This is a genomic window from Halomonas alkalisoli (assembly GCF_021412585.1).
Lineage (GTDB): Bacteria > Pseudomonadota > Gammaproteobacteria > Pseudomonadales > Halomonadaceae > Halomonas > Halomonas alkalisoli.
Window position 1 is genome coordinate 13,310 of sequence record NZ_JAKCMI010000015.1, and the last position, 26,723, is coordinate 40,032.

Genomic DNA, 26,723 nt, shown 5'->3' on the forward strand with positions numbered 1-26,723 from the left:
GAGATCAAGCACGGGAGTCATCATGACCACGGCCGTAATGCTACATCGCGCCGACGGCGCACCCTTCACCACAGTATTCCGCAAGACGCCCTTAGGGAAGGCGGACCCCTTCGCGCAGCAGCGTGAAATAGCCTGGGACGGGCCGGAAGCCATGGCCGTGGGCCGGGTCAGCTTCGCGGGTGAACTCAATGTATCGAGCTTCCCGCACACCGAAACGATGGTGGTCGTCGAGGGCGAGTTGACGCTGACCGAAGCCGGCGGGATGCCGTTGGTGGTCGGTCCCGGATGGGGAATCGTCGTGGGACGTGGAACCGAGCTTCTCGTCCAAGCCCAGTCTGGCACACGCTTCGTGTTTTGCTCGGCGGCCGGGGACGCTGCGCCCATGCCCGGCCTCACCCCCCTCCGTCCGGACGCCGACTTCAAGCCGTCCGCGACCCTACCGGCGGAAGTGCTGCTTGGCCCGGCCCCGGAATGCCGCAGCGATAACGTCTTTACCGACGACCACACGCAGACTCTCGCCGGCACGTGGGATTCCACGGCTTATCACCGGATCATTCGGCCCCAGGGCAAGAATGAGTTCATGTATCTGGTGGCTGGCAGCGTGAATTTTGCATCGCCGGATGGCGGCGTGCTGGCAGCGAGCGCTGGCGATGCGCTCTTCGTCCCCAAGGGAGCGCCCGTCGGTTGGGAAAGCCGTGACCACGTGGCGAAATTCTACGTCGTCCAAGCCGTCCTTGACTGAGGCGAGATGCGCCGAAGAATATTTGACATATCCTGCTGCCGCGGCCTGTAAACCAGACATAATATTTTTGGCGCTTCAGTGTAGGCTCAAAGCGTGATCACCACCCATCGCCAAGGTGTGGCCGGTATTTCCATGGCCAAGGTGGCAAGTGGCCAGCGAAAATCGAGAGTGTGTCCAGCATGTCTAATAAGTTGTCGAAACGGCTGCAGACGTACGAGCTGACTGTAAATGACATTCATGAAACCGACATCGAGAAGCTGCATGAGCTGTCGATTGGAGTCGGCTGGTCGCACCGGCCCGAAGACTGGCAGCTATTGATGCAGGTCGGGCGTGGCTATGTCGGCTGCGATGAAATCGGACGAGTCCTTGGCTCCGCGATGTGGTTTCCGATGGGCGACGATTTCGCCACCATCGGCATGGTAATCACCTCGCCCCGGCTCCAGGCCTTGGGCGCCGGTCGCTGGCTGATGAACCACGTCCTGCAGCAGTGCGGCGACCGCGACCTGCGGTTGAACGCAACACGTGAGGCGTACCGTCTCTACATCTCGCAGTCATTCGAGCCCATTGCGGTCGTCTGCCAGCATCAGGGAGAGGCCGTAGACCCGGGGCACGTTCAGGTTCCGGGTGGTGCGCAAATCCGCGAGGCTGAGGCGGCAGACCTCGCCGAGATGGTTCGGCTCGACAGGGAGGCCTATGGTGCAGACCGGACGGCGATTCTCGAGCACCTCATCCGCCTTTCCGAAGGGACGGTGCTGATGCGGGACGGGCGAGTGGCAGGATTCGCTCTGTGCCGCCCGTTCGGCCGTGGCCGGGTGGTGGGACCGATCGTCACCCGGGACGTAGACGAGGCCATTGCGCTGACGGCGCCCCACTTGGCGCATCACGCCGGTGCGTTCGTGCGGGTCGATACGGATTGCAGCAACAGCGCTTTCACGGCTTTCCTGAGCCGTTGCGGCATGCCACAGTATGACACGGTGACGACGATGTGCTTGGGTATGCGCCGGGGTGAGGGTGGCCAAATGAGGACGTTCGCTCTCTCCGGCCACACACTCGGCTAGGCGTGGGCTTGGCCAACACCGAAAACAGGCTATTCGGAGGTGTGATCATGCTCGTACAGCAGACGAAGCGGATATTCGTGCTTTCGAATCGGTGATTTTACGACGATATAACTGAAATATTTGGCAATACCGATGTTGTCCTCCAGCAGCCCTTCGATGATTGTCTGGAAATGACTCAGATCGCGTACGATCATTTTCACGAGATAGTCGAAACCGCCGCTGATCAGGTGGCATTCGACGACCTCCTCGACCCGACCAAGAGAGGCTTCGAAGAGAGCGAAATCCTCCCTCTTGTGCTGGCTCAGCGTGATTTCGAGAAATAACGTAACGGTATTGCCTAACTTGCGCAGCTCGATCAATGCTGAATAGCCAGTGATGAACCCCTCACGCTGCAGGCGCTTCACGCGCAGGAGGCACGGCGAAGGAGAAAGAGCTACCGAGTCGGCTAGCTGCGCATTCGTCACCCGCCCGTTTCGTTGCAGCTCGACAAGTATGTTCATGTCTATACGGTCAAGGCGTGTCGAGGCCAATTCCTGATCCCTTCTGCATGCGCGCGAATTCAACGGAAGCTCAGCCGTCTGGTGATGAGCTGTGGTGCAATACAAGTTTGGATGGGAGGCAATCTCCGCTCATCATGCCATTGTATGTAGTAGGTGCTATGTAGACAATATACATGTTAAGCGTCATGGAACGCGGCTGAGGAATAAAGAAAAAGCTGACACTGAGAGAGGTGCGAGGTGACCTCAGTTTCTGGTACGACCAGGGAGAGTGGGAGAGGAGACAGGGCCGCAGATACGAATGGTACCTTCGGCCCCTCAGTGCTACGCCAGCTCGTTGGGATAGCCGGCTTCCTCGAGGACAGCGGCAAGGGCCGTTGTATCGGCGCTACTCTCGATCGTCACGTGCTGTTTGGTGAGGTCGATCTCGATGTTGGCATCGGCATCCACGGACTTGATAGCGGTCGTGACGGTCGAGGCACAGTGGCCACAGGTCATCTTGGGTACTTTGAGCGTCAACATGGTCCTGCTCCTTCTGGGTTGGGAATTCCTAGCGTAAAGCTTCCCACTATTGTAAGGTCAAGCGCTAAACGAAATGATCGATGCATGCATGAAAATCAATACCACCTGACGCCTGTCCCGAAGTTTCCTATCATGGGAAGGAATGATCCGGTTCCGTTGAGCTGGCGGAAGCAGCGGGACAGCTCCCCGCCCAAGGAGCCAGCAGGCCACCATCGACAGGCTCCTAGGCATTGTCTGCTAAGCCGGCGAGCGATGGTCAGAGACTATGCCACTGCAACTGAACGCCCTCGCGGATCGGTGGCTTGATAATGTGAGGTATCCAAAATGAATATCGGGCAAGCGGCGAAGGCATCCGGCATCTCGGGGAAGATGATTCGCTACTACGAGAGTATCGGCCTCATTGCTTCGGCCAAACGGACGGAGTCGGGGTATCGAATCTTCAGCGAGAAGGACGTTCACGCGCTTCGTTTCATCTCCCGGGCCCGGGGCCTGGGTTTCTCGGTGGAGCAGATGGGCAACCTGCTCGCCCTGTGGCAGGACCGCCATCGGGCCAGTGCCGACGTCAAGGCCGTCGCCCAGGCGCACATCGAGGAACTGGACCTCAAGATAAAGAAGCTGCAGGACATGCGCCAGACCCTGGAGCACCTGGTGGATCATTGCCAAGGAGACAAGCGGCCGGATTGCCCCATCCTGAGTGGCCTGGCAGCGGAGAGCGTTGCAGAAAGCGTCGAACTCGACGTCGAAACTTCCTAGCGCGCCGTCTTCTCGTTACGTCGGCTTCTTCGCCATCACCACGGCGCGCCTTGGCGCCGGGTAGCCCTCGCGGGTCTTGCTCGGGTCGTGCGGGTCGAGGAAGTCGGCCAGCGACTGGAAGGTCATCCACTCGGTGGCGCGCTGTTCGTCGGTGGTGGTCACCGCCTCGTCCACCACCCGCACGTTAATGAGCCCGCAGCGTTCGAGCCACTGGCACAGCGCCTTCGATGACGGCAGGAAGTAGACGTTGGGCATGGCGGCGTAGCGCTCACCGGGTAGCAGTACAGTGGTCTCGTCGCCCTCCACCACCAGGGTCTCCAGCACCAGCTCGCCGCCGGGGCGCAGGGTGTCCTTCAACTGCAACAGGTGCTGCAGGGGCGAGGGGCGATGGTAGAGCACGCCCATGGAGAATACCGTGTCGAAGAAGCCGAGCCCTTCCGGTACCTCCTCGATACCTACCGGCAGGAAGTGGGTGCGGCCGCCGTCGGCATCTCCGACGAAGTGCCGCAGCGCCTGGAACTGGTAGTAGAAGCGCGGAGAGGGGTCGATCACCAGCACGAAGGCGGCCCCCGCGCCGGCCATGCGCCAGGCGTGGTAGCCGCTGCCGCCGCCTACGTCGAGCACCCGCCGGCCGGCCAGCGAGGCCAGGTGCGGTGCCACTCGCTGCCACTTCCAGTCGGAGCGCCACTCGGTGTCGATAGGAATGCCGACCAACGAATAGGGGCCCTTGCGCCACGGCATCAGCTTTCTCAGCAGGTTCTCGCACTGGCGGCGCTGTGAATCGGGGAGGGCGCAGTCGACCGTCACGGTATCGGCATCCAGGCGCACGTCACGTGCCTCGGGCAGGGCGGGCAGCTTGGAGACAGCCTTCTCCCAGGCCGGCAGGTCGCCGTAGCGGCGGCGGTCCAGGCCCCGGGCCAACTGCTCGGGCAGGCGGGCCAGCCAGGTGTCCAGGCCCTGCTCGACGAAGGCGTGATAGAGCGGCCGCTGTTCGACGGGAATCGCCACCTCAGGCCTCCTTGAACGCGATCAGGGAGGCGAAGTTGAGATACTGGAACCAGGTCAGCGAACGCGAGAAGCCGGCCCGGGCGAGACGGTCATGGTGGGCATCGAGGCTGTCCGGTACCAGCACGTTCTCCAGCGCGTTGCGCTTCTGGCTGATCTCCAGGTCGCTATAGCCGTTGGCGCGCTTGAAGTCGTGGTAGCGCTCCACGCGCCAGGCGTTGTCCTGCTCGTCCAGGTCGACCACCTTCTCGGAAAGCACCAGCACCCCGCCGGGCTCCAGTGCCTCATGGAGCCGGGCGATCACGGCGTCCCGGTCCTCTCGGGGAAGGAACTGCAGGGTGAAGTTGAGTACGATCATGCCCGAGGGGCGATAGTCGAGGGTGCGGATGTCTCCCTCGACGACCTCGATGGCATGGCCGGGGCATTCGTCCGCCAGGGTCTCGCGGGCCCGCGCCACCATGGCCGGTGAGAGATCCACCGCGGTGAGCCGGAAGGCGTCCGCAGGCAGTTGGCCGGCCAGGGCCAGGCTCGCCGCGCCCAGCGAGCAGCCGAGATCATAGACATGGGCGCCGTGGCGCAGGTGGCGCTGGGCGATCAGGCCCAGCATCCCCAGGATCTGGCCGTAGCCGGGCACCGAGCGGCGGATCATGTCGGGGAAGCAGGCGACGACCTGTTCATCGAAGGAGAAGCGCGCGACCCGGTCCAGGGGTGTGGAAAAGATCGCGTCACGGTAAGATGCATCACTCATGGGGCATGCCGGAAAGTGCAGGTTGGCCACTATGTTACGCGTGTCGTAGGCTGGCTGCATCAATGGACGACAACGAACAAGGAGGATTCGCAATGAGCCATTCCCCCATCGATCGGACGGCCGCTTGGGAAGCGCTGGCGGACCATGCCGGTGAGATGCGCAAGCGCCACTTGAGTGAGCTGTTCGACGATCCGCAGCGTGGCCGGGCCTTTACGCGGAAGGCGGCGGGCCTGACGCTGGATCTCTCCAAGCAGCGCTGGTCCGACGAGACCATGGCGCTGCTGCTCGATCTGGCCCGGGAGGCGCACGTTCCCGAAGCCATCGAGGCGCTGCTTTCCGGGGAGCGAGTCAATATCAGCGAGGATCGTCCGGCCCTCCACACGGCGCTGCGCCTGCCACGGGATGCCTCGCTGGTGGTGGCAGGGGAGGACCTGGTGCCCGGCGTGCATGCCACCCTGGCAAAGCTGGAAGCCATGGTCGAGCGTTTCCATACCAGTCAGTGGCGCGGTGCCACCGGCCACCCCATTCATGATGTGGTCAATCTGGGGGTGGGGGGGTCGGATCTCGGCCCGCTGATGGTGACGCACGCCCTGGCGGACTATCGGCCGGCAGATGCCGCCCATATCGACGTGCACTTCGCCTCGACCATGGATGGCTCGCAGCTGGTCGATTACCTGAGCCGCTTCAACCCCGAGACCACCCTGTTCGTGATCTCGTCGAAATCCTTCACCACCATCGATACCCTCTCCAACGCTCGTACCGCCCGGGACTGGCTGCTGTCGCGGCTGGTGCGTAACGGCGATGGCGGCGTGGACGAGTCGATGGTGATGCGCCAGCATTTCATCGGCGTCTCGGCAAAGCCCGATAAGATGAGCGAATGGGGTATTGCCGAGGCCAATCAGCTCGAGTTCTGGGAGTGGGTGGGGGGGCGCTATTCGCTGTGGGGCGCCATCGGCCTGCCCATCGCCCTGGTGGTCGGCATGGCTCACTTCCGCGACTTCCTCGCTGGCGCCCATGCCATGGACCGTCATTTCGCCGAAGCGCCTCTCGCCGACAACCTGCCGGTGCTTCTGGCCCTGGCGGGCATCTGGAACGTCAACTTCCTCGATATCCGTGCCCACTCGATCCTGCCCTACGATGGTCGGCTGGAGTATTTCGCCGCCTATCTCGAGCAACTGGAGATGGAGTCCAACGGCAAGTCGGCGAGCCATGATGGCCGCGAGGTGGCTTATTCGACCTGCCCGGTGCTCTGGGGGCAGCTTGGCCCCAACGCGCAGCACGCCTTCTACCAGCTGCTGCACCAGGGCACCCAGCCAGTGGTCTGCGACTTCATCGCCCCGCTGCGGCGTTACGACGACGTCGCCGAACCGGAGACCCGCGAGCATCTCAAGTCGCAGCACCGCCTGACGCTCGCCAACTGCTTCGCCCAGTCGCGGCTCCTGATGCTGGGTGACGACGCCATCGACGAGCCGGGAGAACGACCCGGCCACAAGCGCTACCGAGGCAATCAGCCCTCCACCACGCTGCTGCTCGATCGCCTGTCCCCCGCCACCCTGGGGGCGCTGATTGCGCTCTATGAACACAAGGTCTTCGTGCAGGCGACGATCTGGGGGATCAATCCCTTCGACCAGTGGGGCGTCGAGCTTGGCAAGCAGATCGCTGGCGAGACCGAGGAGATCCTGTCCAATCACGCCGGCGGCGAACATATGGACGCCTCCACCCGGGCCCTGGTCGAGGCCGTCTGGCAGGCGGAAGCGGAAGACGCGAGTCGTGACGAACGCTGAGGCGGAAGGTGAAACAAGCGATGAGACGAAAGTGAAACTGGTAATGCATACAGGTATTTGGGTATGCTGAGTGCACCGAAGCGCAGGCCGAGTGCCAGCGGTGTACTCTACCTCCATGGTTTCAACAGCGGCGTTGGCTCACCTAAGGCGGCGCTGGTGCGCTTGGCCTGCAAGGCGCTGGGACTGCGCTGCGAGACGCCCCAGTTGCCGCACCGGCCGGCGGCCGCCTATCGGCTCGCCGAGGCACGACTCGGCGAGCTGGGGCCGAATCCGCTGGTGGCCGGCAGCTCCATGGGTGGGTTCCTGGCCACCTGTCTGGCCGAGCGGCATGACCTGCCCGCGGTGGTGATCAACCCGGCGGTGCGGCCGGTGCGCCTGGTGACGGGCTGGGTCGACGAGGTCTTCGTCAATGCGCATACCGGCGAGCGCTTTGCCATCGAGTCGAGCCACATCGAGGAACTGGCGAGCCTGACACCGCTGTCGGTCTCGCCCGAGCGCTATCTGCTGCTGCTGGGGACGGCCGACGAGAGCCTCGACCCGGCGGACGCCTTCGATCTCTATCGCGGTGCCCGGACCATACTGCACCCCGGTGGCGATCATGCCTTCGGCATGCTGGCAGAGTATCTTCCAGCGATTCTCGCCCACGGTGGCCACCGCCTGGAGCCCGGGCGCATTTCCGATCAGGATCTGGATATGGACGACGCATGACACAGTACAGCGCCAGCTCAATCGAAGTACTCTCCGGCCTCGACCCGGTGCGCAAGCGCCCCGGCATGTATACCGACACCACCCGCCCCAACCACCTGATCCAGGAAGTGATCGACAACAGCGTCGACGAGGCGCTGGAGGGGCATGCCCGGGAAGTGACCGTTCGGCTGCTGGAGGATGGTGGCATCGAGGTCAGCGACGACGGCCGCGGCATGCCCATCGACATGCATCCCGAACACGGCGTCACGGGGATCGAGCTGATCCTGACCCGGCTCCACGCCGGCGGCAAGTTCTCCCAGTCCAGCTACCGTTTCTCCGGCGGCCTGCACGGCGTCGGGGTCTCGGTGGTGAACGCGCTGTCGCGGCGCCTGGAGGTCGAGGTGCTGCGCGACGGCAGCCGGCACGCCATGGCCTTCGAGCATGGCGAGAAGGTGTCGGAGCTGGCGGTGACAGGCAGCGTGGCCAAGCGGGTCACGGGTACCATCGTGCGCTTCTGGCCCGATCTCAGCTATTTCGATAGCCCCCGACTGGCCATGGGCCGGCTCCAGCACCTGCTGCGGGCCAAGGCGGTGCTCTGCCCGGGGCTGAAGGTCACCCTGGTCGAGGCCGACGGTGCCGAGAGCGTCTGGCAGTACGAGGATGGCCTGCGCGACTACCTGGCCCAGGCCACCGATGGCTTCGAGGTGCTGCCGGCCTCGCCCCTGATCGGCCATTTCGCCGACGACGAGCAGGCGGTGGACTGGGCGATCCAGTGGCTGCCCGAGGGCGGCGAGCCGTTGATGGAGAGCTACGTCAACCTGATCCCCACGCCCCAGGGCGGGACTCACGTCAATGGCCTGCGTTCGGGGCTGCTCGATGCCCTGCGCGAGTTCTGCGAATACCGCAGCCTGCTGCCGCGGGGCGTCAAGCTCACCGCCGACGATCTCTGGGAGCGCGTCTCCTACGTGCTGTCGGTGAAGATGCTCGACCCCCAGTTCGCCGGCCAGACCAAGGAGCGCCTGTCGTCGCGCACCGTGGCGGCCTTCGTTGCCGGAGTGGTCAAGGATGCCTTCTCGCTGTGGCTCAACCACCACGTCGACCAGGCCGAGGCGCTGGCCGAGCTGGTGATCAACGCCGCCCAGCGGCGCCAGAAGAGCGCCAAGAAGGTGGCGCGCAAGAAGGTCACCTCGGGCCCGGCCCTGCCGGGCAAGCTGGCCGAATGCTCCGGGCAGGACCCGGCCCAGGGCGAGCTCTTCCTGGTGGAGGGGGACTCCGCCGGGGGCAGTGCCAAGCAGGCACGCAACCGCGAGACCCAGGCGATCCTGCCGCTGCGCGGCAAGATCCTCAATACCTGGGAGGTCGAGTCTCACGATATCTACGGCTCCCAGGAGGTTCACGACATCGCCGTGGCGGTGGGGATGGACCCGGGCAGCGACGACCTCTCCAAGCTGCGCTACCACAAGATCTGCATTCTCGCCGATGCCGACTCCGACGGCCTGCATATCGCCACCCTGCTGTGCGCGCTCTTCGTGCGCCACTTCCCCACGCTGGTGGACGCCGGCCATGTCTATGTCGCCATGCCGCCGCTCTACCGCATCGACCTGGGCAAGGAGGTTCACTATGCCCTGGACGAGAGCGAGAAGGCGGCGATCCTGCGACGCCTGGAGGGCAAGCGCGGCACGGTGAACGTGCAACGCTTCAAGGGGCTGGGCGAGATGAGCCCGCTGCAGCTGCGCGAGACCACCATGGCGGTGGAGACCCGGCGCCTGGTGCAGCTCACCCGCGCAGTCGGCGACGGCACCATGGAGATGATGGACATGCTGCTGGCGAAGAAACGTGCCGGCGATCGCAAGAGTTGGCTCGAAGATTACGGCAACCTCGCAGACATAGAGGTCTGATCCCCTTATGACCATGGATATCCAGGTGGCGGAAGGCGACGTCGAACGCCTCTCGCTGCGCGAATACACCGAGAAGGCGTACCTCGACTACTCGATGTACGTGATCCTCGACCGGGCGCTGCCGCATATCGGCGACGGCATGAAGCCGGTGCAGCGGCGCATCATCTACGCCATGCGCGAGCTGGCGCTGGGTGCCAACGCCAAGTACAAGAAGTCGGCGCGTACCGTCGGCGATGTGCTGGGCAAGTTCCATCCCCACGGCGACAGCGCCTGCTACGAGGCGATGGTGCTGATGGCGCAGCCGTTCAGCTACCGCTACCCACTGGTGGACGGCCAGGGCAACTGGGGTAGCCCCGACGATCCCAAGTCTTTCGCCGCCATGCGCTACACCGAGGCGCGGCTGTCGAAGTTCGCCGAGGTGCTGCTCGCCGAACTGGGCCAGGGCACCGTCGACTGGACGCCCAATTTCGACGGCACCATGAACGAGCCGGTGGTGCTGCCGGCGCGGCTGCCCCACGTGCTGCTCAACGGCGGCACCGGCATTGCCGTGGGCATGGCCACCGATATACCGCCGCACAACGTCAGCGAAGTGGTCGAGGCCACCTGTCACCTGCTGCGTAACCCGGATGCCACCACGGCGGACCTGGTCGAGTTCCTGCCGGCCCCCGACTTCCCCTCCAAGGCCGAGATCATCACGCCCCGTGCCGACCTGCGCAAACTCTACGAGTGCGGCCGTGGCTCGGTGAAGCTGCGGGCACGCTACGTCCTGGAAGAGGGAAAGGTCGTGGTCACCGCGCTGCCCTACCAGGTCAGCGGCTCCAAGATCCTGGAGCAGATCGCCGCCCAGATGAACGCCAAGAAGCTGCCCATGGTGGCCGACCTGCGCGACGAGTCGACCCACGAGGACCCGACACGGCTGGTGATCGAGCCGCGCTCCAATCGGGTCGATATCGAGGCACTGATGGCGCATCTGTTCGCCACCACCGATCTCGAGAAGAACATCCGCGTCAATCTCAACGTCATCGGTCTGGACGGCCGGCCGCGGGTGATGCCGCTGCCCGACATGCTCGGCGAATGGCTCACCTTCCGCCGCAAAACCGTCCGCCGGCGCCTGGAGCATCGACTGGGCAAGGTGGAGGACCGGCTGCACATCCTCGAGGGCCTGCTGGCGGCCTACCTCAATCTCGACGAGGTGATCCGCATCATCCGCGAGGAGGATGAACCCAAGGCCGAGCTGATGCGCGCCTTCGCACTCACCGATCGCCAGGCCGAAGCGATACTCGAGCTGCGCCTGCGCCACCTGGCCAAGCTCGAGGAGATGAAGATCCGTGGCGAGCAGGATGCCCTGGAGGAGGAGCGCAAGCGCCTGCAGGAACTGCTCGGCAACGAAGCCGCCCTGACCGACCTGATCGAGGAGGAGATCCACGAGGCGGGGCGTGAGCACGGCGATGCGCGGCGTGCGCCGATCGTCGAGCGCGAGGAATCCCGGGCGCTGTCCGAGGTCGAGCTGATGGGGGCCGACCCCATCACCGTGGTGCTCTCCGAGAAGGGCTGGATTCGTGCCGCCAAGGGCCACGACATCGATCCCGAAGGGCTCTCCTACAAGTCTGGCGACCGCTTCGCGCTGGTGGCCCGAGGCAAGACGAATCAGCCGCTGGTACTGCTCGACGATACCGGGCGTGCCTATACCCTGGCGGCCCACAATCTGCCCAGCGCCAGGAGCCAGGGCGAGCCGGTGACCGGGCGGGCGAACGTGGTGGCGGGGGCCCACATGGCCGGTGTCATGCTGGCCCCGCCGTCCACTCGCTTCCTGCTTGCCTCCGATGGCGGCTACGGCTTCGTGGCGCGACTCGAGGATCTGACCGGGAAGAACAAGTCGGGCAAGTCGGTGCTCTCGGTGCCCAAGGGCTGCCGTGTGATGGCGCCGATTCAGGTGCCGGAGGGGCAGGGCAGCTACGTGGCGGCGGTATCCAATGAGGGGCGCCTGCTGCTCTTCCCGCTCGACCAGCTGCCCGAGATGGCCAAGGGCAAGGGCAACAAGATGATCGATATCCCCGGCGCCCGCGCCGCTCGCCGCGAGGAACTGGTGCGCGATATCACCGTACTGCCAGAAGGGGCCGCGCTGGTGATCCATTCCGGCAAGCGCAAGTTGACGCTCAAGGCCGCCGAACTGGATTACTATCGTGGTGAGCGTGGCCGGCGTGGCAGCAAGCTGCCCCGCGGCCTGCAGAAGGTCGATAGGCTGGAAAGCTCGGCAGACTAAAGCCATAACCTGACGGCCAGGGGCAGGTCGAAGAGGAGGTCATTTGCCATGGATGGCAAATGTAGCGCCCAGGGATGGGTTCACAGCGCCTCCTCGAAGACCTGGCGCCGAAAGCCGTCCTATCAGCGTATCCTGAGGCATGCATGACACGACGACTGCTGATTCGCGCCACCGGCGCGGCACGACCCGGCCAACTGGCCGGCCTGGGCCAGGCCATGGCGCGCAGCGGCGCGCGGCTGCTCGACATCAACCAGAGCGTGACCTTCGGCATGGTCTCGCTGGAGGCGCTGGTCGGGCTCGACCGGGAGAGCGACCTGGAGAGCGCCCTGAGTGCCGCCGGTGACACCCTGGGTCTCGAGATCCAGGCGATCCAGGTCAGCGCCGAGGATTACCAGCGCTGGAGCGTTCAGGCCAGCGAACCGCGGCTGATCCTGACCCTGCTGGCACCGCACCTGCCTGCCGGCATCCTCGCCGAAGTCGGCGCACTCACCGCCGAGCATGGCCTGACCGTGGAACTGATTCATCGTCTCTCCGGCCGTGAGCCCTTGGACGGTGGCGTACCCCGGGATCACCACACCCAGGGCGCCTGCGTCGAGTGCTGGCTGCGCGGCGAGGAAGTGGATCTCGACGCGCTGCGCGAGAAGGCGCTGGCACTGGGTGCCATGCATGGCGTCGACATCGCCATCCAGGAGGACTCCATCTGGCGCCGCCATCGTCGCCTGGTCTGCTTCGACATGGATTCGACCCTGATCAAGGCCGAGGTGATCGACGAGCTGGCGCGCCGCCATGGCGTCTACGACGAAGTGGCCGAGATCACCGAGCGCGCCATGCGCGGGGAACTGGACTTTCAGCAGAGCTTCCGCGAGCGCATGGCCAAGCTCAAGGGCCTCGACGAGGCCGTGCTCGCCGAGATCGCCGATACCCTGCCGATGATGGATGGCGTCGAGCGGCTGATGTACCACCTCAAGCGGCTGGGCTATCGTACGGTGATCCTGTCCGGTGGCTTCACCTACTTCGCCAGGCACCTGCAGGAGAAGCTCGGCTTCGACGAGGTGCATGCCAATGAGCTGCTGATCGAGAACGGCAAGGTGACCGGCGAGGTCCGCGAACCGATCCTCGATGCCAATCGCAAGGCCGCCCTGCTGCGGGAGATCGCCGAGCGCGAAGGCCTGACCCTGGAGCAGACCATCGCCGTGGGCGATGGCGCCAACGACCTGAAGATGCTTGCCACCGCGGGGCTGGGCATCGCCTTTCGCGCCAAGCCGCTGGTGCGCAGCCAGGCACGACAGTCGATCTCGACCCTGGGCATCGATGCCGTGCTCTACCTGATGGGCTATCGACAGGTGGACCTGGAAGACGAGAGACGCTGAAGCGCTGGTTCCAGGAGGCTTTCTGGCTTACCTTCGAAGAACCCCATCAGACCGGAGGTCGCCATGCCCCAACCGCGTTTCACTACCGAGCAACTCGAAGAGCTCAATATTCTCTGCCTCTACAACCTGGATACGACCCAGGAGGGGATCAAGGTTCACTCCAGCGCCGCGCCCGAGGCCATTGCCGCTGCAGGGCGCCTCTATGCCAAGGGCCTGGTCACACAGGCCGACGGCGGCTACATGACCCCGCTGGGCCGGGAAGCGGCCCAGCACGCCCAGGACCTGCTGGGCCTGCTCGCCCCCGTCGACCTCACTACCTGACGGTCACAGCCTGTCAGTAGTTTACCCATACAGCCCCCCGGCCGGTACAGCCCCGGCCGGGGGGCTGTATGGGGAATTTCCAACGAGAGCTACCAGCCCGGCTCTGTACGAAATTCGTCGAGTGTAGGCAGTTTTTGTGCAGCGTCTGGCGGCGGCGACATCAACGCCGCTGACTCGTCCCTCCTGCCTCGCGCCCTGGTTCCGAGGCACCCACCACACCCCTCGATCAACGCCAGATTTCGCGTAGAACCGTCGCCCGCCGTGGTACCATTCGCCGCTCCCGGCGGTGGCATTTTTACGTCGAAATGTACGTAGCACCCGCCCCGCTCGGCTGATATGCCGGCTGCCGGTTCCTTGCTCGGCGCTTGTTTCCCTTTTTCCTCAAACGCTTATGAGAGAGTTGAATACATGAGCGCTTCCTTCGACACCTGGCGCCTGCGCTTCGAGCGTCTGCGCGCCAACAAGTTTTTTGAACTCACGGTGATCGCCATCATCGTGTTCTCGGCCCTGCTGATCGGCGCCCGGACCTACGAGGAAGTCACCCGTTTCCAGCAGGTGCTGCTGGTGCTGGATGTGGCTGTCACGGTGTTCTTCCTGGTGGAGATACTGATCCGGATGGCGGCGGAGAAGCGTCTGCGCGATTTCTTCAGGAATGGCTGGAACGTCTTCGATTTCCTGATCGTCACCGCCAGCCTGATCCCCATGGACGATTCGGAAATGGTGCTGCTGGCCCGCCTGCTGCGCATCTTCCGTGTACTGCGCCTGGTATCGATGATTCCCGAACTGCGCATGCTGATGGCGGCACTGTTCAAGTCGATCCCACGCATGGGTTACGTGGCGCTGCTGATGTTCATCATCTTCTACATCTATGCGGCGCTTGGCAGTTTCCTGTTCCATGACGTGGACGAGCGGCTCTGGGGCAATATCTCGCTGGCCATGCTGACCCTGTTTCAGGTGGCGACCTTCGAGAGCTGGGCCACGGCGGTGCTCTATCCGACCATGGAGTATTACCCCTACGCCTGGATATTCTTCCTCACCTTCATCTTTCTCAACGCCTTCATTTTTCTCAACATGATGATCGGCATCGTGCTGGACGTGATGCAGAAGGAGAGCATCCAGATCGAACTCGAAAGCGGCAAGGGGGAGGCCGCTGAATTGCACGGCCTGCGCAACGACGTGCGCGAGCTTCGCGACCAGCTGTCGCGAATGGAGACGATGCTGGAGCGAAGGGAGGATAAGCGCCTAATATAAAAGGCGTTGGATCGACTGCAATCAGGCCAGGCCTCGAAGGACGAGGTCGACCCCAGAAAGGACTCAGGAGGAGCAGTGAGCGTTTCGAACTCACCGGCAGCAAGGCCATTCTTGCCCCCCTATCTGCTCGAGCGTGTCGCCAATGGCGGTAGCCCGAGATTGCGCGAGTGCGCGCGCCATACGCTACTCGTCGATAGCCGGTTTCGCGCCCGCGCCGGGGCGGTGACGCTGCCTCCGGGCAGCCAGCGTCGGGGCGAGCCGGCCCGCTATGTTCATTCGGCCGAGCAGCAGCAGGTGCTGCCGGGCAAGCTGGTGCGCCGTGAAGGGCAGGGCGACAGCGGTGATCCGGCCATCGATGAGGCCTATCACGGGCTGGGGGCCACCTATCGCCTGTTCTGGGAGGTCTATCGTCGTCACTCCCTCGATGACCAGGGCATGGCGTTGCTGGCTACCGTGCATTATGGCAAGGAGTACGAAAACGCTTTCTGGGACGGGAAGCAGATGGTCTTCGGCGACGGAGACGGAGAACTCTTCAACCGCTTCACCATTGCCGCCGATATCATCGCCCATGAGCTGACCCACGGCGTCATCCAGCACGAGGCGGCGCTGGAGTATGCCTATCAGGCCGGGGCCCTCAACGAGTCGCTGTCGGACGTCTTCGGCAGCCTGGTCAAGCAGCGCCAACGGGAACAGCGTGTCGAGGAGGCCGACTGGTTGATCGGCGAGGGCCTGTTCACGGAGCGGGTTGCCGGCCGGGCCCTGCGCTCCATGGCCGAGCCCGGAACGGCCTACGACGATCCCCTGCTTGGCAGTGACCCTCAGCCCGGCCATATGGACGACCTGGTCGAAACCCGTGAGGACAACGGCGGGGTGCATATCAACTCGGGCATTCCCAATCGGGCCTTCCATCTGGCTGCCATGGCCCTGGGTGGTCATGCCTGGGAGCGTGCGGGATGGGTCTGGTACGACACCCTGGTCGACCAACGGTTGGCACGCAACAGCGACTTCGCCACCTTTGCCGGGCTGACGCGGGATAACGCCGCCAGGCGATTCGGTGCGTCGAGCGAGGTCGTCGAGGCGGTGCGTGAAGCCTGGCGCACGGTCGGTGTGCTGCCGTGACGCAGGATCCCGTAGGGGAGCCGCCCGCGCTGGGACCAGGTCGCGTGTTGCGTCTGAGCCGCCAGGGTGGCCTTGCCCACTTCCCCGGGCTGGCTCGTCCCCGCTGCGTCCATTGCGCTCGCTGCAGCGAGGCGCAGCTCAGCGAACTGCAGTCCCTGTTGCTGGCGTTATCCGGGATACCCGACAGGGAGGCCGGCAACGATCGCCGTCGGTTCTGCGTGGCGCTGGTGGATGAAGGTGGTGAGGTCCTCTGGTCCCAGGTAGTCGCCGAGGAGTCGGCGCCACAGGCGCTTCTGGCGTGGTGGCGCAGGGCCGAAATCGCGCCATTGAAGAAGAAGACGGACGGCCAGGCTTGACAAGCCGACGCCAGACTGATTTTCTAGAGACATGAAACTCTCATTTCGCCACCTCAGCCTGGACCTACGACTACTAACCGGCCTTTAAACGCGCCGGGCGATGCCGTGCATCGCGATATCTTGTCCAGGTCAGTTGAGGTACCGAAATGTCATTCTTCCCCGTCTCTACCCGTAGCCGCCATGGTTCCGATGCGATCGTTTCCGACGCGATCGTTCGCATACACCGACGTGCTAGTGATTCCAGCGCCCCGGCATGCCTCGTGCAGCCGGGGCGCTTCCGTTACTGCGCGACTCCGTGCAGCCGGATTCCCCGTGCTCCTGACACAACCATGACGCCGAACCGTATACTGAACACCAGAACGCCTACTCAGCGAGAATGCCGCCATGATGCTCGATAACCCCGCCGCCAAGTACCGCCCCTTCGTCGCCGTCGATCTGCCCGACCGCCAGTGGCCGAGCAAACGTATCGAGACACCGCCGCTGTGGTGCAGTGTCGACCTGCGCGATGGTAACCAGGCGCTGATCGATCCCATGGATCACGAGCGCAAGCAGCGCTTCTTCGACCTGCTGGTGAAGATCGGTTTCAAGGAGATCGAGGTCGGCTTTCCTTCGGCATCCCAGACCGACTTCGACTTCGTCCGTGCCCTGATCGAGCAGGACAAGGTGCCCGACGACGTGACCATCCAGGTGCTGACCCAGGCGCGCCCGCACCTGATCGATCGTACCTTCGAGTCCCTGAAGGGCGCCAAGAACGCCATCGTCCATGTCTACAACGCGACCGATCCGGTATTTCGCCGCGTCGTGTTCGGTGTCAGCAAGGAGGAGTGCATCGGCATCGCCGTGGACGCCACCACGCAGATCCGGCAGCGCATGAGCGAAGCCCCCGAGACCAACTGGAGCTTCCAGTACTCGCCGGAGCTGTTCACCACCACCGAGATGGACTTTGCCAAGGAGGTGGTCGAGGCGGTGATGGAGGCCTACGGCGCAACCCCCGAGAAGCCGATGATCGTCAACCTGCCGGCCACCGTGGAGGCCGCCACGCCCAATAACTACGCCGATCAGGTGGAGTGGTTCTGCCGCAACGTAAAGGGCCGCGACAGCCTGATCGTCAGCGTCCACCCGCACAACGACCGCGGCACCGGCGTGGCGGCGGCCGAGCTGACCGTGATGGCCGGTGCCGATCGCGTCGAGGGTACCCTGTTCGGCAACGGCGAGCGTACCGGCAACGTCGACATCGTCACCCTCGCCATGAACCTCTACACCCAAGGCGTGCATCCCGGCCTCGATTTCTCCAACATCACGCCGATCATGCGCGAGGTGGAGTACTGCAACCAGCTGCCGGTACACCCGCGCCACCCCTATGTGGGCGATCTGGTCTTCACCGCCTTCTCCGGCTCCCACCAGGACGCGATCAAGAAAGGCATGGCGGTGCGTCGTGCCGACCCCGAGGCGGTCTGGGAAGTGCCCTACCTGCCCATCGATCCCCTCGACGTGGGTCGTAGCTACGAGGCGGTGATCCGCGTCAACAGCCAGTCGGGGAAGGGTGGCATCTCCTATCTGCTGGAGGAGGAGCACGGCATCGAATTGCCGCGCCGGCTCTCCATCGAATTCAGCCACGTCGTGCAGGAGGTCGCTGACCGTACGGCCAAGGAGATCACGTCCCAGATGATCTACCAGGCCTTCGCCGACGAGTACCTGGCTCGTACCTCGCCCTATGCGATGCTCAATCATCGACTCTCCTCGGACCCTGACAGTCCGAAGGTGAAGCTCGAAGCCAGTATCGAGGAGCACGGTGAGCGGCGGACCATCAGCGGCGAGGGTAACGGCCCGCTGGCGGCCTTTATCAAGGCGCTGGCGGCGGCCGGCCACGACGTGGAAATCATCGACTATCACGAGCACTCTCGCGGCCAGGGCTCCGATGCGGAGGCGATCGCCTACGTGGAAGTGCGTATCGAGGGCGAGGCGGTGTTTGGTGTCGGTATCGACGAGAGCATCACGACCGCATCCATGAAGGCCGTGGTCAGCGCCATCAATCGCTACCGTTCCACCCAGCCGCCGGCCGCCAACGTGACCGCAGCGACGCTGGAGGAAGTGAAATGAGATCAACCGGTCGCTCTAGGTGGTCGATGCGTCGCGGCTTTCCGGCGACGGGTCTAGGCGGAGGCGCTGTAAACCCATCCCTGGGCGCTACATCCTTCATCCTTGAAGGATGACCTCCGCTTCGACCCGTCCCCGGCGCCGCTAGTGTCGCCGTCTCTGGTTTTGGAGCCTAAAGCGGTGTCTTGCTAGCCTCGCCGGGAATCTCCCGCACTAACCGTGGCATCAGGAAGCCAGGCAGTATCTCCCTCAGGCCCGCGACCAGCTCGCGGGCCTCTTCGTCTGCCACATCGAAGTGGGCGGCGCCGGCCACCGGGTCGAGCACATGCAGGTAGTAGGGCAGCACACCGGCCTCGAAGAGCCGCTCGGAGAGCGTGGCCAGGGCATCGGTGCTGTCGTTGACGCCGCGCAGCAGCACGCTCTGGTTAAGCAGAGTCACGCCCGCTTCCCTGAGTCGACCGCAGGCGGCGACCACGGCGTCGTCGATCTCCTGGGCGTGGTTGATATGCAGCACCACCACCTTCTGCAGGCGCGTCGCCGAGAGCCAGCCGAGCAGGACATCGTCGACCCGGTCGGGAATCACCACCGGCAACCGGGTGTGAATGCGCAGTCGCTTCAGGTGGGGGATGGCATCGAGCCGCTCCACCAGCCAGGCGAGCTGGCGATCGCTGGCGGCCAGGGGGTCGCCGCCGGAGAGGATCGCTTCGCTGATCGAGGTGTCGCCACGTAGATACTCGAGGGAGGCATCCCACTGGCTGCGGGAGGGCGCGTTTTGTTCGTAGGGAAAGTGGCGCCGGAAGCAGTAGCGGCAGTTCACCGCACAGGTGGGGCTGGCGATCAGCAGGACGCGGCCGGCGTACTTGTGGATCAGTCCCCGTGCCGGGGTGTGGCCGGCTTCCGCCAGGGGGTCGGTGATGTAACCGGGTACCGCCTCGCCTTCGGCGGCAAGCGGCAGCACCTGGCGCAGCAATGGGTCGTTCGGGTCGCCGTGGCGCATGCGTGCCAGGAACGCCTCCGGGACGCGCACCTCGAATAGCTCGTGGCCGCGCTCTGCCCCCGGCAGCCAGCTGTCGTCGAGGCCCAGGCGGCGGCACAGTTCCCGCGGGTCGCGAATGACGCCCGAGAGCTGGGCTTGCCAGGCTGAGGGCAGAATCAAGGGCGTCACATCGGGTTGCGATGACGCCTGTCTCTGCAAAAGGGCGGGGCTTCGGGTTATCATGCGGCACACCAGTCACATAGGCGAGGGCTTGGTTCCTCGTCGATTTCATATCCGCGCGTCCAGACCGTGCTGCGACGCGCTCGATCATTCGAGAGGCAATATGGCGAACTATTCTACCAACGAATTCAAGGGCGGGCTGAAGGTGATGCTGGACGGCGACCCCTGCTCGATCGTCGAGAACGAATTGGTCAAGCCGGGCAAGGGGCAGGCCTTCAGCCGGGTCAAGCTGCGCAACCTGATCACCGGCCGCGTCTGGGAACGTACCTTCAAGTCAGGCGAATCCCTCGAGGGTGCCGACGTGATGGATCTGGAAATGGAGTATCTCTACTCCGACGGCGACATGTGGCACTTCATGAAGACCGATGGTTCCTTCGAGCAGTATGCGGTCGAGAAGAAGGCCCTGGGCGACACGGCCAAGTGGCTCAAGGAGCAGGTGGCCTATACCGTGACCCTGTGGAACGACAACGCCATCAGCGTGACGCCGCCCAACTTCATCGAGCTGGAAGTGGTCGAGACCGACCCGGGCCTCAAGGGCGACACCGCCCAGGGCGGCTCCAAGCCGGCCACGCTCTCCTCCGGCGCCGTGGTCCGAGTGCCGCTGTTCATCAACCAGGGTGAAGTGCTGAAAATTGATACGCGCAGCGGCGAGTACGTTTCACGAGCCTAAGAAAAGAGACTCCATGGCTAGCGGCGCCGGGGACAGCTCGAAGCGGAGGTCATTTGTCAGGGATGACAAATGTAGCGCCCAGGGATGGGTTCACAGCGCCTCCGCGAAGTGCCTGTCGCCGGATCAGCCGCACTCTGCTACGGCTTCCACGTAGGCCACGCTTTCCCCGCGTGGCTTTCGTCGTTATGGAGAAGGTGTGATGACAACCGACTGGCGACCCACGGCGAGTCTCGAGACGCTGCGCGAGCGGGCGCGGCTGCTGGGGGAGGTGCGGGCGTTCTTTGCCGAGCGGGATGTGCTGGAGGTGGAGACACCGGTACTGGGCCACGGCGGCAGCACCGATGTGCACCTGGCGTCGCTGTCGCTTACGGCAACCACGCCGGCGGGGCAGGAAAGGCTATGGCTGCAGACGTCTCCCGAGTTCCATATGAAGCGGCTGCTGGCCGCAGGCTCAGGGCCGATCTTCCAGCTGGCGCGCAGCTTTCGTGACGGCGAGGTGGGCAGCCGCCACAACATCGAATTCACCATGCTGGAGTGGTACCGCCCGGGCTTCTCCCTCGACGGGATGATCGGGGAGACGACAGCGCTGATCCGCGCCGTGCTTGGCCCAGAACTGGGGAATGAGACGGGCCCACTGCGCCGGCGGCGCTACCGCGAGCTGTTCCGGGAGGCGCTGGGATTCGATCCCTTCACCGTGGAGCTCGATGCTCTGCGTCGAATCGCCGGCGAGCGCGGCGGTCTCGACATGGAGGACGCGCCCCGTGACGACTGCCTCGACCTGCTGATGAGCCTGGTGATCGAGCCAGGCCTGGGGCGGGAGGGGCTCGACGTGGTAGTGGACTACCCGGCGACCCAGGCCGCCCTGGCCCGGCACCATCGTGACCCCGAGGACGGCGCCTGGGTGGCATCGCGCTTCGAGGTCTACCTGGCAGGGCTGGAACTCGCCAACGGCTACGACGAGCTGACGGATGTCGAGGAGCAGCGCGCGCGCTTCGCCGAGGACAACGCCGCCCGGAAGCGCCTGGGACTGACGGAAGTCGATATCGACCGGCGGCTGCTGGCGGCGCTTGAGCACGGCATGCCGTCAGGCAGCGGCGTGGCGCTGGGCATGGATCGGCTGATCCAGCTCGCCCTGGACAGGGCGAGCGTAGCGGAGGTGATGGCCTTCGCTACGCCGAGCTGCTGAAGAACTATCACAGAAGCTTGACCGCTCGGGCTGATCCGACGACAGGCCGACGAGGAGGCGCTGTGAACCCCTCCCTGGGCGCTACCGATGCCATCCATGGCATCGGACCTCCACTTTGGCCTGTCCTCGGAGCTCCTCGCTATGAGTTTTTAAACACTCCCAGCGACTGGCCCATGGCGACCTTGGACTTGGGCGCCAGCGCATCGTCGAAATCGACCTGGCCGGCGAAGGCCATCACCACCGTGGAGCCGAGCTTGAAGCGTCCCATCTCCGCGCCGCGCTCGAGGTGAATCGGCTCGTCGAAGCGGATGCGCTGCACCTGGCCCGAGAGCGGTGTGACCTGCCCGGCCCATACCGTCTCGATGGCGGCGACGATCATGGCGCCCACCAGCACCACCACCATGGGCCCATGTTCGGTGTCGAAGTGGCACACCAGGCGCTCGTTGCGGGCGAACAGGTTGGGCACGTGCTCCGTCGTGGCCGCGTTGACCGAGAAGAGCCGCCCCGGCACATAGACCATCTCGGTCAGGGTGCCGGCCAGCGGCATGTGTACGCGATGATAGTCCTTGGGCGAGAGGTAGATATTGGCGTAGCTGCCGCCGGTGTAACGTCGCGCGGCCTCGGCGTCACCGCCGAGCAGGTCGACCATCGAGAAGCGGTGCCCCTTGGCCTGCAGCAGGCGGTCCGCCTCGATGGGGCCGAACTGGGAGAGGTTGCCGTCGGCGGGGGAGAGCAGCCCTTCGCCCAGGGGGCGGGCTTCCGGCTTCAGTTCCCGGGTGAAGAAGTCGTTGAAGGTGGCGTAGGCCGTGGGGTCGGGCTCGGCGGCCTCACCCATGTCCACCTTGAAGACCTTGATGAAGGCGCGGATCAGCGCATTCTTGAGCCAGGCGACACGGCATTCGGCAAGACAACCCACCAGTCGCGAGAGCAGGTGGTGGGGAATCGGGTACTGGATCAGGGCAAAGAACTTGGCGAGAGACAAGGTAATGGTTCCGTGTCGGGCTTGGTTGAAGCCTCCCGGGCAAGGCGATTCGCGACAATCGGTTCCGAAACCCTGGTACACGCGAGCCGAGTTACGCGCCGAGCAGGAACAAGGTCCCTCTTGCCGGCCCTAAATCGACATCCCTGTCGATTTGCGCTACTCGGCTCGCTTGCACCAGCGGCTCCGCTAGGGTCGCTTCACTGCCTGCCCGAGTGGCTTGCGAATAAGGATTGGTTGGTAGCTTACTTTTCTATCGGCGTATCGTCGCGGTTGCCCCACTCCTTCCAGGAGCCGGCGTAGCCGCGGATCTTCTCGAAGCCCAGTGCCTTGCCCACCAGCCAGGTGAAGCCGCTGCGGTGGTGGCTCTGGCAGTGGGTGACCACTTCCATGTCCGGGGTCAGGCCCAGTGCTTCCAGTTCGGTAATCAGCTCGGCGTAGTCGCGAATGCGCAGTGCACGTTCCTTGTCCATGGCCTCGGTCCACTCCATGTTGACCGCGCCGGGAATGTGGCCAAGCTGGCGGTTTTCTCCCTTCTCGCCGCGGTACTCAGCCGGCGAGCGGGCATCCCAGATGGCGAAGCCCTTCTCGCCGAGACGCTCCTGCAGCTCGATGCGATCGATGGCCACCTCGGGATTCAGGATCTCGGCCTCGTACTCGCTGGGAGTGGGCGTGCGGCGCTCGGTGGAGACGGATTGGCCAGCCTGGCGCCAGGCGTGTATGCCGCCGTTGAGGTAGGAGTAGCGGGTATGGCCGATCAGCTCCAGGGTCCACAGCAGGCGGCCGGCCCAGCCGCCGCCTTCATCGTCATAGGCCACCACATGGGTGTCGCGGGTCAGGCCCAGCTCCGAGAAGAGACGGGAGAGCGTATCGACGCTGGGCACCTCGCAGGGCACCTCGCCTTCGCCACGCATGAGCTTGCGGAAGTCGAGAAACACGGCGCCGGGAACGTGCCCCTGGTCGTGGCTCTCGGCCTTCAGTGGTACGTCGATGATCAGCAGCTGAGGATCGTCCAGGTGCTCGGCAAGCTGTTCGGGTTCGACGATCAGCGGCAGCAGATTCTCTTCGGAACTCATGGTGCTCTCCTCCTGGTCGTGTCATCACTCTACCTTAGCCATGCCGAAAGCTCAGGTCTCGTTGAGACTCTCGACGATGCGGCGATAACTGGCAAAGCGTTCCGGGTGTACTTCGCCGCGCTCCACGGCTTCGAGCAGGGCGCACCCCGGCTCCTGTCGGTGGCGGCAATCGCGGAAGCGACAGTGCCCCAGCAGGTCGCGGAACTCGATGAAGCCTTCGGCGACCTGCTGTTCGTCCAGGTGGACCAGCCCGAATTCACGAATGCCGGGTGAGTCGATCAACTCGGCCTTCTCGGCAGTGGGCAGGTCATAGAGGCGTGCCGTGGTGGTGGTGTGGGTGCCCTTGCGTGAATCCTTCGACAGCGCCCCGATGCGGAGTTCCTCATCCGGGAGCAGGCGGTCGATGAGCGACGACTTGCCCACGCCGCTCTGCCCGACGAAGACCGAGGTGCGTTCCGCCAGGCAGGCATGCAGCGCCTCCAGGCCGTCTTCCCGGGCCGTTGTGGATGTCACCACGGAATAGCCCAGGGTCTCGTAGCGGTGGAGCAGTGCCGTCAGCTCGCCGCCACCCTCCGGCAGCAGGTCGATCTTGTTGAGCACCAGTACCGGCGCGATGCCGGTTGCCTCGGCGGCCACCAGGTAGCGGTCGATCAGGTTGGGGTGGGGCGCGGGCTCCACGGCGAAGACGATAAGGATCTGATCGATATTGGCGGCGACGGGCTTGAGCTGGCCTCGGGCATCGGGCCGCTCCAGCACGTTCTGTCGCTCGGAGCGGGCTACCACGACACCGTCCACGACATTGCCGCTGCTGTCCTGGGCGGCGCGCCAGACGACCCTGTCGCCGGTGACCAGGCCTTCGAGGTTGGCACGCAGGTGACAGCGCACCGGGTCACCGCCGCCATCGCCGCGAACGTCCAGGGTGCGCCCGAAGTGGGCGATGACGCGGCCGGGCTGCTCGGGGCCGTATTCGCCGGCGGCCAGCTTTCGGGAATCCTGAGCGTCGCGCTGCTCGGAGCGGCGAGCGCGTTCGGCCTGGACCTTCTCGATACGCCAGCGTTGCTGGCGGCTCAACTTGCGTTTGCTCATGGGCACCCGAAGATAGTTACAATGATGGCATTGTAACCAGCGTGGCCCGGCGTGTCCTGCTGTGCCCGCTTTTCTGGAGCTGCCCATGAATGAATCCACTGAACCGCGCCAGGATCTGCTGGTGTGGATCGATCTCGAAATGACCGGGCTTGATCCGGAGCGCGAGCGCATTATCGAGGTGGCCACCCTGATCACCGATGGTGACTTGAACCTGATCGCCGAAGGCCCTGTGCTTGCCGTCCATCAGCCCGAGGCCTTGCTGGCGGCGATGGACGACTGGAACCAGAAGACCCACGGTGAGTCGGGGCTGGTGGCAAGGGTGAAGGAAAGCACGATCGATACCGCCGAGGCCCAGCGACAGACCCTGGATTTTCTCAAGGCCCATGTTGCCCCGGGTTCGTCGCCGATGTGCGGTAACAGCGTGCACCAGGACCGGCGCTTCCTGGAGCGGGAGATGCCGGAGCTGCTGGACTTCTTCCACTACCGCAACCTGGATGTCTCGACGCTGAAGGAACTGGCCAAGCGCTGGAACCCCGGTGCCCTGGCCGGCTTTCAGAAGCGCAATACGCATCAGGCGCTGGACGATATTCGTGAGTCGCTGGCCGAGCTGGCACACTATCGCAATACGTTTCTACGGCTGGCGGGAAGTGAAAGGGATGAGCAGGGGTGAGAAGTTCGTAGCTCTCCGTCGCGGCTTTCCTGGCGACAGGACTTCGCGGAGGCGCTGTGAACCCATCCCTGGGCGCTACTTTTGCCATCCATGGCAAAAGACCTCCGCTTCGTCCTGCCCCCAGCGCCGCTCGCGTTGGTGTCCTGATTCTCTCAGCTAAGGCTGATGGTCTGGTGAGTCGCTAGGTTGTGCCGAAACCGTAGGTCTTGCTCTGACTTACTCTAGCCCTGGCTGGCAATCAGCCTGCCACGCTTCTCCTGCTGCCGCCCGAGCGCCCAGCGCACATGCTCGCGCACCAGGTCGGAAGGGTAGGCGAGGCGGGCGCGCAGGGCGGCCTCCACCGTTTCGCTCCAGGGCGCGTTGCCCAGGCCCACCGCCAGGTTGCGCAGCCAGCGCTCGTAGCCGATGCGCCGGATCGGGCTGCCGGCGGTCTTCTCCAGGAACTCCCCCTCGCCCCAGGCGAATAGCGATACCAGGCTGGCCCGGTCCAGGTCGTGGCGTGGGGCGAAGTCCGCCTCGTGGGTCGCGCGGGTGAAACGGGTGAAGGGGCAGACCAGCTGGCAGTCATCGCAGCCGAACACCCGGTTGCCCATGGCCTCGCGGTAGTGCTCGGGGATGGCGCCGAACAGCTCGATGGTGAGATAGGAGATGCAGGCCCTGGCATCCACCACCTTGTCCTCGACGATGGCTCCGGTGGGGCAGGCGGTACGGCAGGCACTGCAGCTGCCGCAGTGTTCGCTCTCGAAGGGGGGATCCACCGGCAGCGGCAGGTCGACGTAAAGCTCGCCGAGAAAGAACAGCGAGCCCGCCCTGGGGTTGAGCAGCATGGCATTCTTGCCCACCCAGCCGAGGCCCGCCTTGCGCGCCAGGGCCCGTTCCATCACCGGGGCGGAATCGACGAAGGCGCGGTAGCCATACGGCCCTGCCTTCTCCTCGATCCATTTGGCCAGGGTGGTCAGGCGCTTGCGCATCAGCTTGTGATAGTCGCGGCCCACGGCATAGCGCGAGACGTAGGCGGTATCCGGCTGGCCCAGCACCTTGGCGCTCTCCACGTCGGCGGGCAGGTAGTCGAGCCGGACGCTGACGACCCGAATGGTGCCGGGGATGAGCTCCTCCGGGCGAGTGCGCTTGGTGCCATGCTTGGCCATGAAGCCCATTTCGCCATGATGGCCGGCGTCCAGCCAGCGCTGCAGGTAGCGCTCGTCGTCAGCCAGGTCGACATCCGTGATACCCACCTGCTGGAAGCCCAGCTCCCGGCCCCAGGTCTTGATGGTGTCGGCCAGGGCGGCGAGGTCGCTGTCGTCCAGGGTTGCCGGAAGCGTCATGATCGAGAAAAAACCGGGTAAATGCGTGCTGGGGGGATTGGCGA

The 26,723-nt window shown here is 64.5% G+C and carries 25 protein-coding genes; 16 read left to right on the forward strand and 9 right to left on the reverse strand.

The window, feature by feature from the left end; genetic code table 11:
- Positions 1-22: 22 nt before the first annotated feature.
- Together LY622_RS04005 and LY622_RS04010 are read left to right on the forward strand one after the other, a co-directional pair.
- A complete protein-coding gene (locus LY622_RS04005) occupies positions 23-742 on the forward strand; it encodes a cupin domain-containing protein (protein ID WP_234289707.1) in 720 nt (239 codons plus the stop codon).
- 179 nt (positions 743-921) lie between these two features.
- Positions 922-1,800 (forward strand): GNAT family N-acetyltransferase, encoded by an 879-nt coding sequence (locus tag LY622_RS04010; protein WP_234289708.1) that lies wholly within the window; start codon positions 922-924, stop codon positions 1,798-1,800.
- A 29-nt stretch (positions 1,801-1,829) separates the two neighbouring features.
- On the opposite strand, the gene LY622_RS04015 is transcribed toward LY622_RS04010, so the two are convergent.
- Positions 1,830-2,363, reverse strand: coding sequence for an Lrp/AsnC family transcriptional regulator (locus LY622_RS04015; protein WP_439649574.1), 534 nt, complete (start codon positions 2,361-2,363; stop codon positions 1,830-1,832).
- 258 nt (positions 2,364-2,621) lie between these two features.
- A complete protein-coding gene (locus LY622_RS04020) occupies positions 2,622-2,819 on the reverse strand; it encodes a heavy-metal-associated domain-containing protein (protein ID WP_234289710.1) in 198 nt (65 codons plus the stop codon).
- A gap of 324 nt (positions 2,820-3,143) precedes the next feature.
- Between LY622_RS04020 and cueR the strand changes: the two genes are divergently transcribed.
- The gene (gene cueR, locus LY622_RS04025) at positions 3,144-3,572 is read left to right on the forward strand and encodes a Cu(I)-responsive transcriptional regulator (RefSeq protein WP_234289711.1); all 429 of its coding nucleotides are present in this window, start codon (positions 3,144-3,146) and stop codon (positions 3,570-3,572) included.
- Between the two features lie 15 nt (positions 3,573-3,587).
- On the opposite strand, the gene cmoB is transcribed toward cueR, so the two are convergent.
- Entirely contained in the window at positions 3,588-4,580 is a 993-nt protein-coding gene (cmoB, locus tag LY622_RS04030; protein WP_234289712.1) for a tRNA 5-methoxyuridine(34)/uridine 5-oxyacetic acid(34) synthase CmoB, read from the reverse strand.
- A 1-nt stretch (position 4,581) separates the two neighbouring features.
- Entirely contained in the window at positions 4,582-5,325 is a 744-nt protein-coding gene (gene cmoA / locus LY622_RS04035; RefSeq protein WP_234289713.1) for a carboxy-S-adenosyl-L-methionine synthase CmoA, read from the reverse strand.
- A 92-nt stretch (positions 5,326-5,417) separates the two neighbouring features.
- Between cmoA and pgi the strand changes: the two genes are divergently transcribed.
- The 10 genes from pgi to leuA all read left to right on the forward strand — a co-directional run bounded on the left by pgi (position 5,418) and on the right by leuA (position 18,474).
- Entirely contained in the window at positions 5,418-7,109 is a 1,692-nt protein-coding gene (pgi, locus tag LY622_RS04040) for a glucose-6-phosphate isomerase (protein ID WP_234289714.1), read from the forward strand.
- Between the two features lie 63 nt (positions 7,110-7,172).
- Positions 7,173-7,817 carry a YqiA/YcfP family alpha/beta fold hydrolase gene (locus tag LY622_RS04045; protein WP_234289715.1) on the forward strand — a complete coding sequence of 215 codons (645 nt, stop codon included), beginning with the start codon at positions 7,173-7,175 and terminating at the stop codon, positions 7,815-7,817.
- On the forward strand, positions 7,814-9,694 hold the full coding sequence (gene parE / locus LY622_RS04050) for a DNA topoisomerase IV subunit B (protein WP_234289716.1): 1,881 nt from the start codon (positions 7,814-7,816) through the stop codon (positions 9,692-9,694). The genes LY622_RS04045 and parE overlap by 4 nt, the downstream gene beginning before the upstream one ends.
- Positions 9,695-9,701: 7 nt before the next feature.
- Positions 9,702-11,957, forward strand: coding sequence for a DNA topoisomerase IV subunit A (parC, locus tag LY622_RS04055; protein WP_234289717.1), 2,256 nt, complete (start codon positions 9,702-9,704; stop codon positions 11,955-11,957).
- Between the two features lie 143 nt (positions 11,958-12,100).
- Positions 12,101-13,327, forward strand: coding sequence for a phosphoserine phosphatase SerB (gene serB, locus LY622_RS04060; RefSeq protein WP_234289718.1), 1,227 nt, complete (start codon positions 12,101-12,103; stop codon positions 13,325-13,327).
- A 63-nt stretch (positions 13,328-13,390) separates the two neighbouring features.
- Positions 13,391-13,648: a TIGR02647 family protein gene (locus LY622_RS04065; RefSeq protein WP_234289719.1), complete on the forward strand. Its 258-nt coding sequence runs from the start codon at positions 13,391-13,393 to the stop codon at positions 13,646-13,648.
- Between the two features lie 408 nt (positions 13,649-14,056).
- The gene (locus LY622_RS04070) at positions 14,057-14,899 is read left to right on the forward strand and encodes an ion transporter (RefSeq protein WP_234279318.1); all 843 of its coding nucleotides are present in this window, start codon (positions 14,057-14,059) and stop codon (positions 14,897-14,899) included.
- Between the two features lie 75 nt (positions 14,900-14,974).
- Entirely contained in the window at positions 14,975-16,018 is a 1,044-nt protein-coding gene (locus LY622_RS04075; RefSeq protein WP_234289720.1) for a M4 family metallopeptidase, read from the forward strand.
- Between the two features lie 44 nt (positions 16,019-16,062).
- Positions 16,063-16,374 (forward strand): protealysin inhibitor emfourin, encoded by a 312-nt coding sequence (locus tag LY622_RS04080; RefSeq protein WP_234289721.1) that lies wholly within the window; start codon positions 16,063-16,065, stop codon positions 16,372-16,374.
- 384 nt (positions 16,375-16,758) lie between these two features.
- Positions 16,759-18,474: a 2-isopropylmalate synthase gene (gene leuA / locus LY622_RS04085; RefSeq protein WP_234289722.1), complete on the forward strand. Its 1,716-nt coding sequence runs from the start codon at positions 16,759-16,761 to the stop codon at positions 18,472-18,474.
- Positions 18,475-18,643: 169 nt separating this feature from the next.
- Here leuA and epmB read toward each other — a convergent pair whose 3' ends face one another.
- Positions 18,644-19,690: an EF-P beta-lysylation protein EpmB gene (gene epmB, locus LY622_RS04090; protein ID WP_234289723.1), complete on the reverse strand. Its 1,047-nt coding sequence runs from the start codon at positions 19,688-19,690 to the stop codon at positions 18,644-18,646.
- A gap of 100 nt (positions 19,691-19,790) precedes the next feature.
- On the opposite strand from epmB, the gene efp reads away from it, so the two are divergent.
- Both efp and epmA read left to right on the forward strand, forming a co-directional pair.
- The gene (efp, locus tag LY622_RS04095) at positions 19,791-20,357 is read left to right on the forward strand and encodes an elongation factor P (protein WP_066445412.1); all 567 of its coding nucleotides are present in this window, start codon (positions 19,791-19,793) and stop codon (positions 20,355-20,357) included.
- A 199-nt stretch (positions 20,358-20,556) separates the two neighbouring features.
- Positions 20,557-21,543, forward strand: a complete 987-nt coding sequence (epmA, locus tag LY622_RS04100; protein ID WP_234289724.1) for an EF-P lysine aminoacylase EpmA — start codon at positions 20,557-20,559, stop codon at positions 21,541-21,543.
- Positions 21,544-21,682: 139 nt separating this feature from the next.
- Here epmA and asd read toward each other — a convergent pair whose 3' ends face one another.
- The 3 genes from asd to rsgA all read right to left on the reverse strand — a co-directional run bounded on the left by asd (position 21,683) and on the right by rsgA (position 24,684).
- Entirely contained in the window at positions 21,683-22,531 is an 849-nt protein-coding gene (asd, locus tag LY622_RS04105) for an archaetidylserine decarboxylase (protein WP_234289801.1), read from the reverse strand.
- A gap of 236 nt (positions 22,532-22,767) precedes the next feature.
- On the reverse strand, positions 22,768-23,598 hold the full coding sequence (locus LY622_RS04110) for a sulfurtransferase (RefSeq protein WP_234289725.1): 831 nt from the start codon (positions 23,596-23,598) through the stop codon (positions 22,768-22,770).
- Between the two features lie 51 nt (positions 23,599-23,649).
- Positions 23,650-24,684 carry a small ribosomal subunit biogenesis GTPase RsgA gene (gene rsgA, locus LY622_RS04115; RefSeq protein ID WP_234289726.1) on the reverse strand — a complete coding sequence of 345 codons (1,035 nt, stop codon included), beginning with the start codon at positions 24,682-24,684 and terminating at the stop codon, positions 23,650-23,652.
- 85 nt (positions 24,685-24,769) lie between these two features.
- Between rsgA and orn the strand changes: the two genes are divergently transcribed.
- Positions 24,770-25,354 carry an oligoribonuclease gene (gene orn / locus LY622_RS04120; protein WP_234289727.1) on the forward strand — a complete coding sequence of 195 codons (585 nt, stop codon included), beginning with the start codon at positions 24,770-24,772 and terminating at the stop codon, positions 25,352-25,354.
- Between the two features lie 221 nt (positions 25,355-25,575).
- Here orn and queG read toward each other — a convergent pair whose 3' ends face one another.
- On the reverse strand, positions 25,576-26,679 hold the full coding sequence (gene queG, locus LY622_RS04125; protein WP_234289728.1) for a tRNA epoxyqueuosine(34) reductase QueG: 1,104 nt from the start codon (positions 26,677-26,679) through the stop codon (positions 25,576-25,578).
- Between the last annotated feature and the right edge of the window lie 44 nt (positions 26,680-26,723).

Bases quoted from the DNA above. Each gene is read 5' to 3' on its own strand.
- LY622_RS04005 (WP_234289707.1), top strand. From the start codon at position 23: ATGACCACGGCCGTAATGCTACATCGCGCCGACGGCGCACCCTTCACC.
- LY622_RS04010 (WP_234289708.1), top strand. From the start codon at position 922: ATGTCTAATAAGTTGTCGAAACGGCTGCAGACGTACGAGCTGACTGTA.
- LY622_RS04020 (WP_234289710.1), bottom strand. From the start codon at position 2,819: ATGTTGACGCTCAAAGTACCCAAGATGACCTGTGGCCACTGTGCCTCG.
- cueR (WP_234289711.1), top strand. From the start codon at position 3,144: ATGAATATCGGGCAAGCGGCGAAGGCATCCGGCATCTCGGGGAAGATG.
- cmoA (WP_234289713.1), bottom strand. From the start codon at position 5,325: ATGAGTGATGCATCTTACCGTGACGCGATCTTTTCCACACCCCTGGAC.
- pgi (WP_234289714.1), top strand. From the start codon at position 5,418: ATGAGCCATTCCCCCATCGATCGGACGGCCGCTTGGGAAGCGCTGGCG.
- LY622_RS04045 (WP_234289715.1), top strand. From the start codon at position 7,173: ATGCTGAGTGCACCGAAGCGCAGGCCGAGTGCCAGCGGTGTACTCTAC.
- parE (WP_234289716.1), top strand. From the start codon at position 7,814: ATGACACAGTACAGCGCCAGCTCAATCGAAGTACTCTCCGGCCTCGAC.
- parC (WP_234289717.1), top strand. From the start codon at position 9,702: ATGACCATGGATATCCAGGTGGCGGAAGGCGACGTCGAACGCCTCTCG.
- serB (WP_234289718.1), top strand. From the start codon at position 12,101: ATGACACGACGACTGCTGATTCGCGCCACCGGCGCGGCACGACCCGGC.
- LY622_RS04065 (WP_234289719.1), top strand. From the start codon at position 13,391: ATGCCCCAACCGCGTTTCACTACCGAGCAACTCGAAGAGCTCAATATT.
- LY622_RS04070 (WP_234279318.1), top strand. From the start codon at position 14,057: ATGAGCGCTTCCTTCGACACCTGGCGCCTGCGCTTCGAGCGTCTGCGC.
- leuA (WP_234289722.1), top strand. From the start codon at position 16,759: ATGATGCTCGATAACCCCGCCGCCAAGTACCGCCCCTTCGTCGCCGTC.
- epmB (WP_234289723.1), bottom strand. From the start codon at position 19,690: ATGATAACCCGAAGCCCCGCCCTTTTGCAGAGACAGGCGTCATCGCAA.
- efp (WP_066445412.1), top strand. From the start codon at position 19,791: ATGGCGAACTATTCTACCAACGAATTCAAGGGCGGGCTGAAGGTGATG.
- epmA (WP_234289724.1), top strand. From the start codon at position 20,557: ATGACAACCGACTGGCGACCCACGGCGAGTCTCGAGACGCTGCGCGAG.
- LY622_RS04110 (WP_234289725.1), bottom strand. From the start codon at position 23,598: ATGAGTTCCGAAGAGAATCTGCTGCCGCTGATCGTCGAACCCGAACAG.
- rsgA (WP_234289726.1), bottom strand. From the start codon at position 24,684: ATGAGCAAACGCAAGTTGAGCCGCCAGCAACGCTGGCGTATCGAGAAG.
- orn (WP_234289727.1), top strand. From the start codon at position 24,770: ATGAATGAATCCACTGAACCGCGCCAGGATCTGCTGGTGTGGATCGAT.
- queG (WP_234289728.1), bottom strand. From the start codon at position 26,679: ATGACGCTTCCGGCAACCCTGGACGACAGCGACCTCGCCGCCCTGGCC.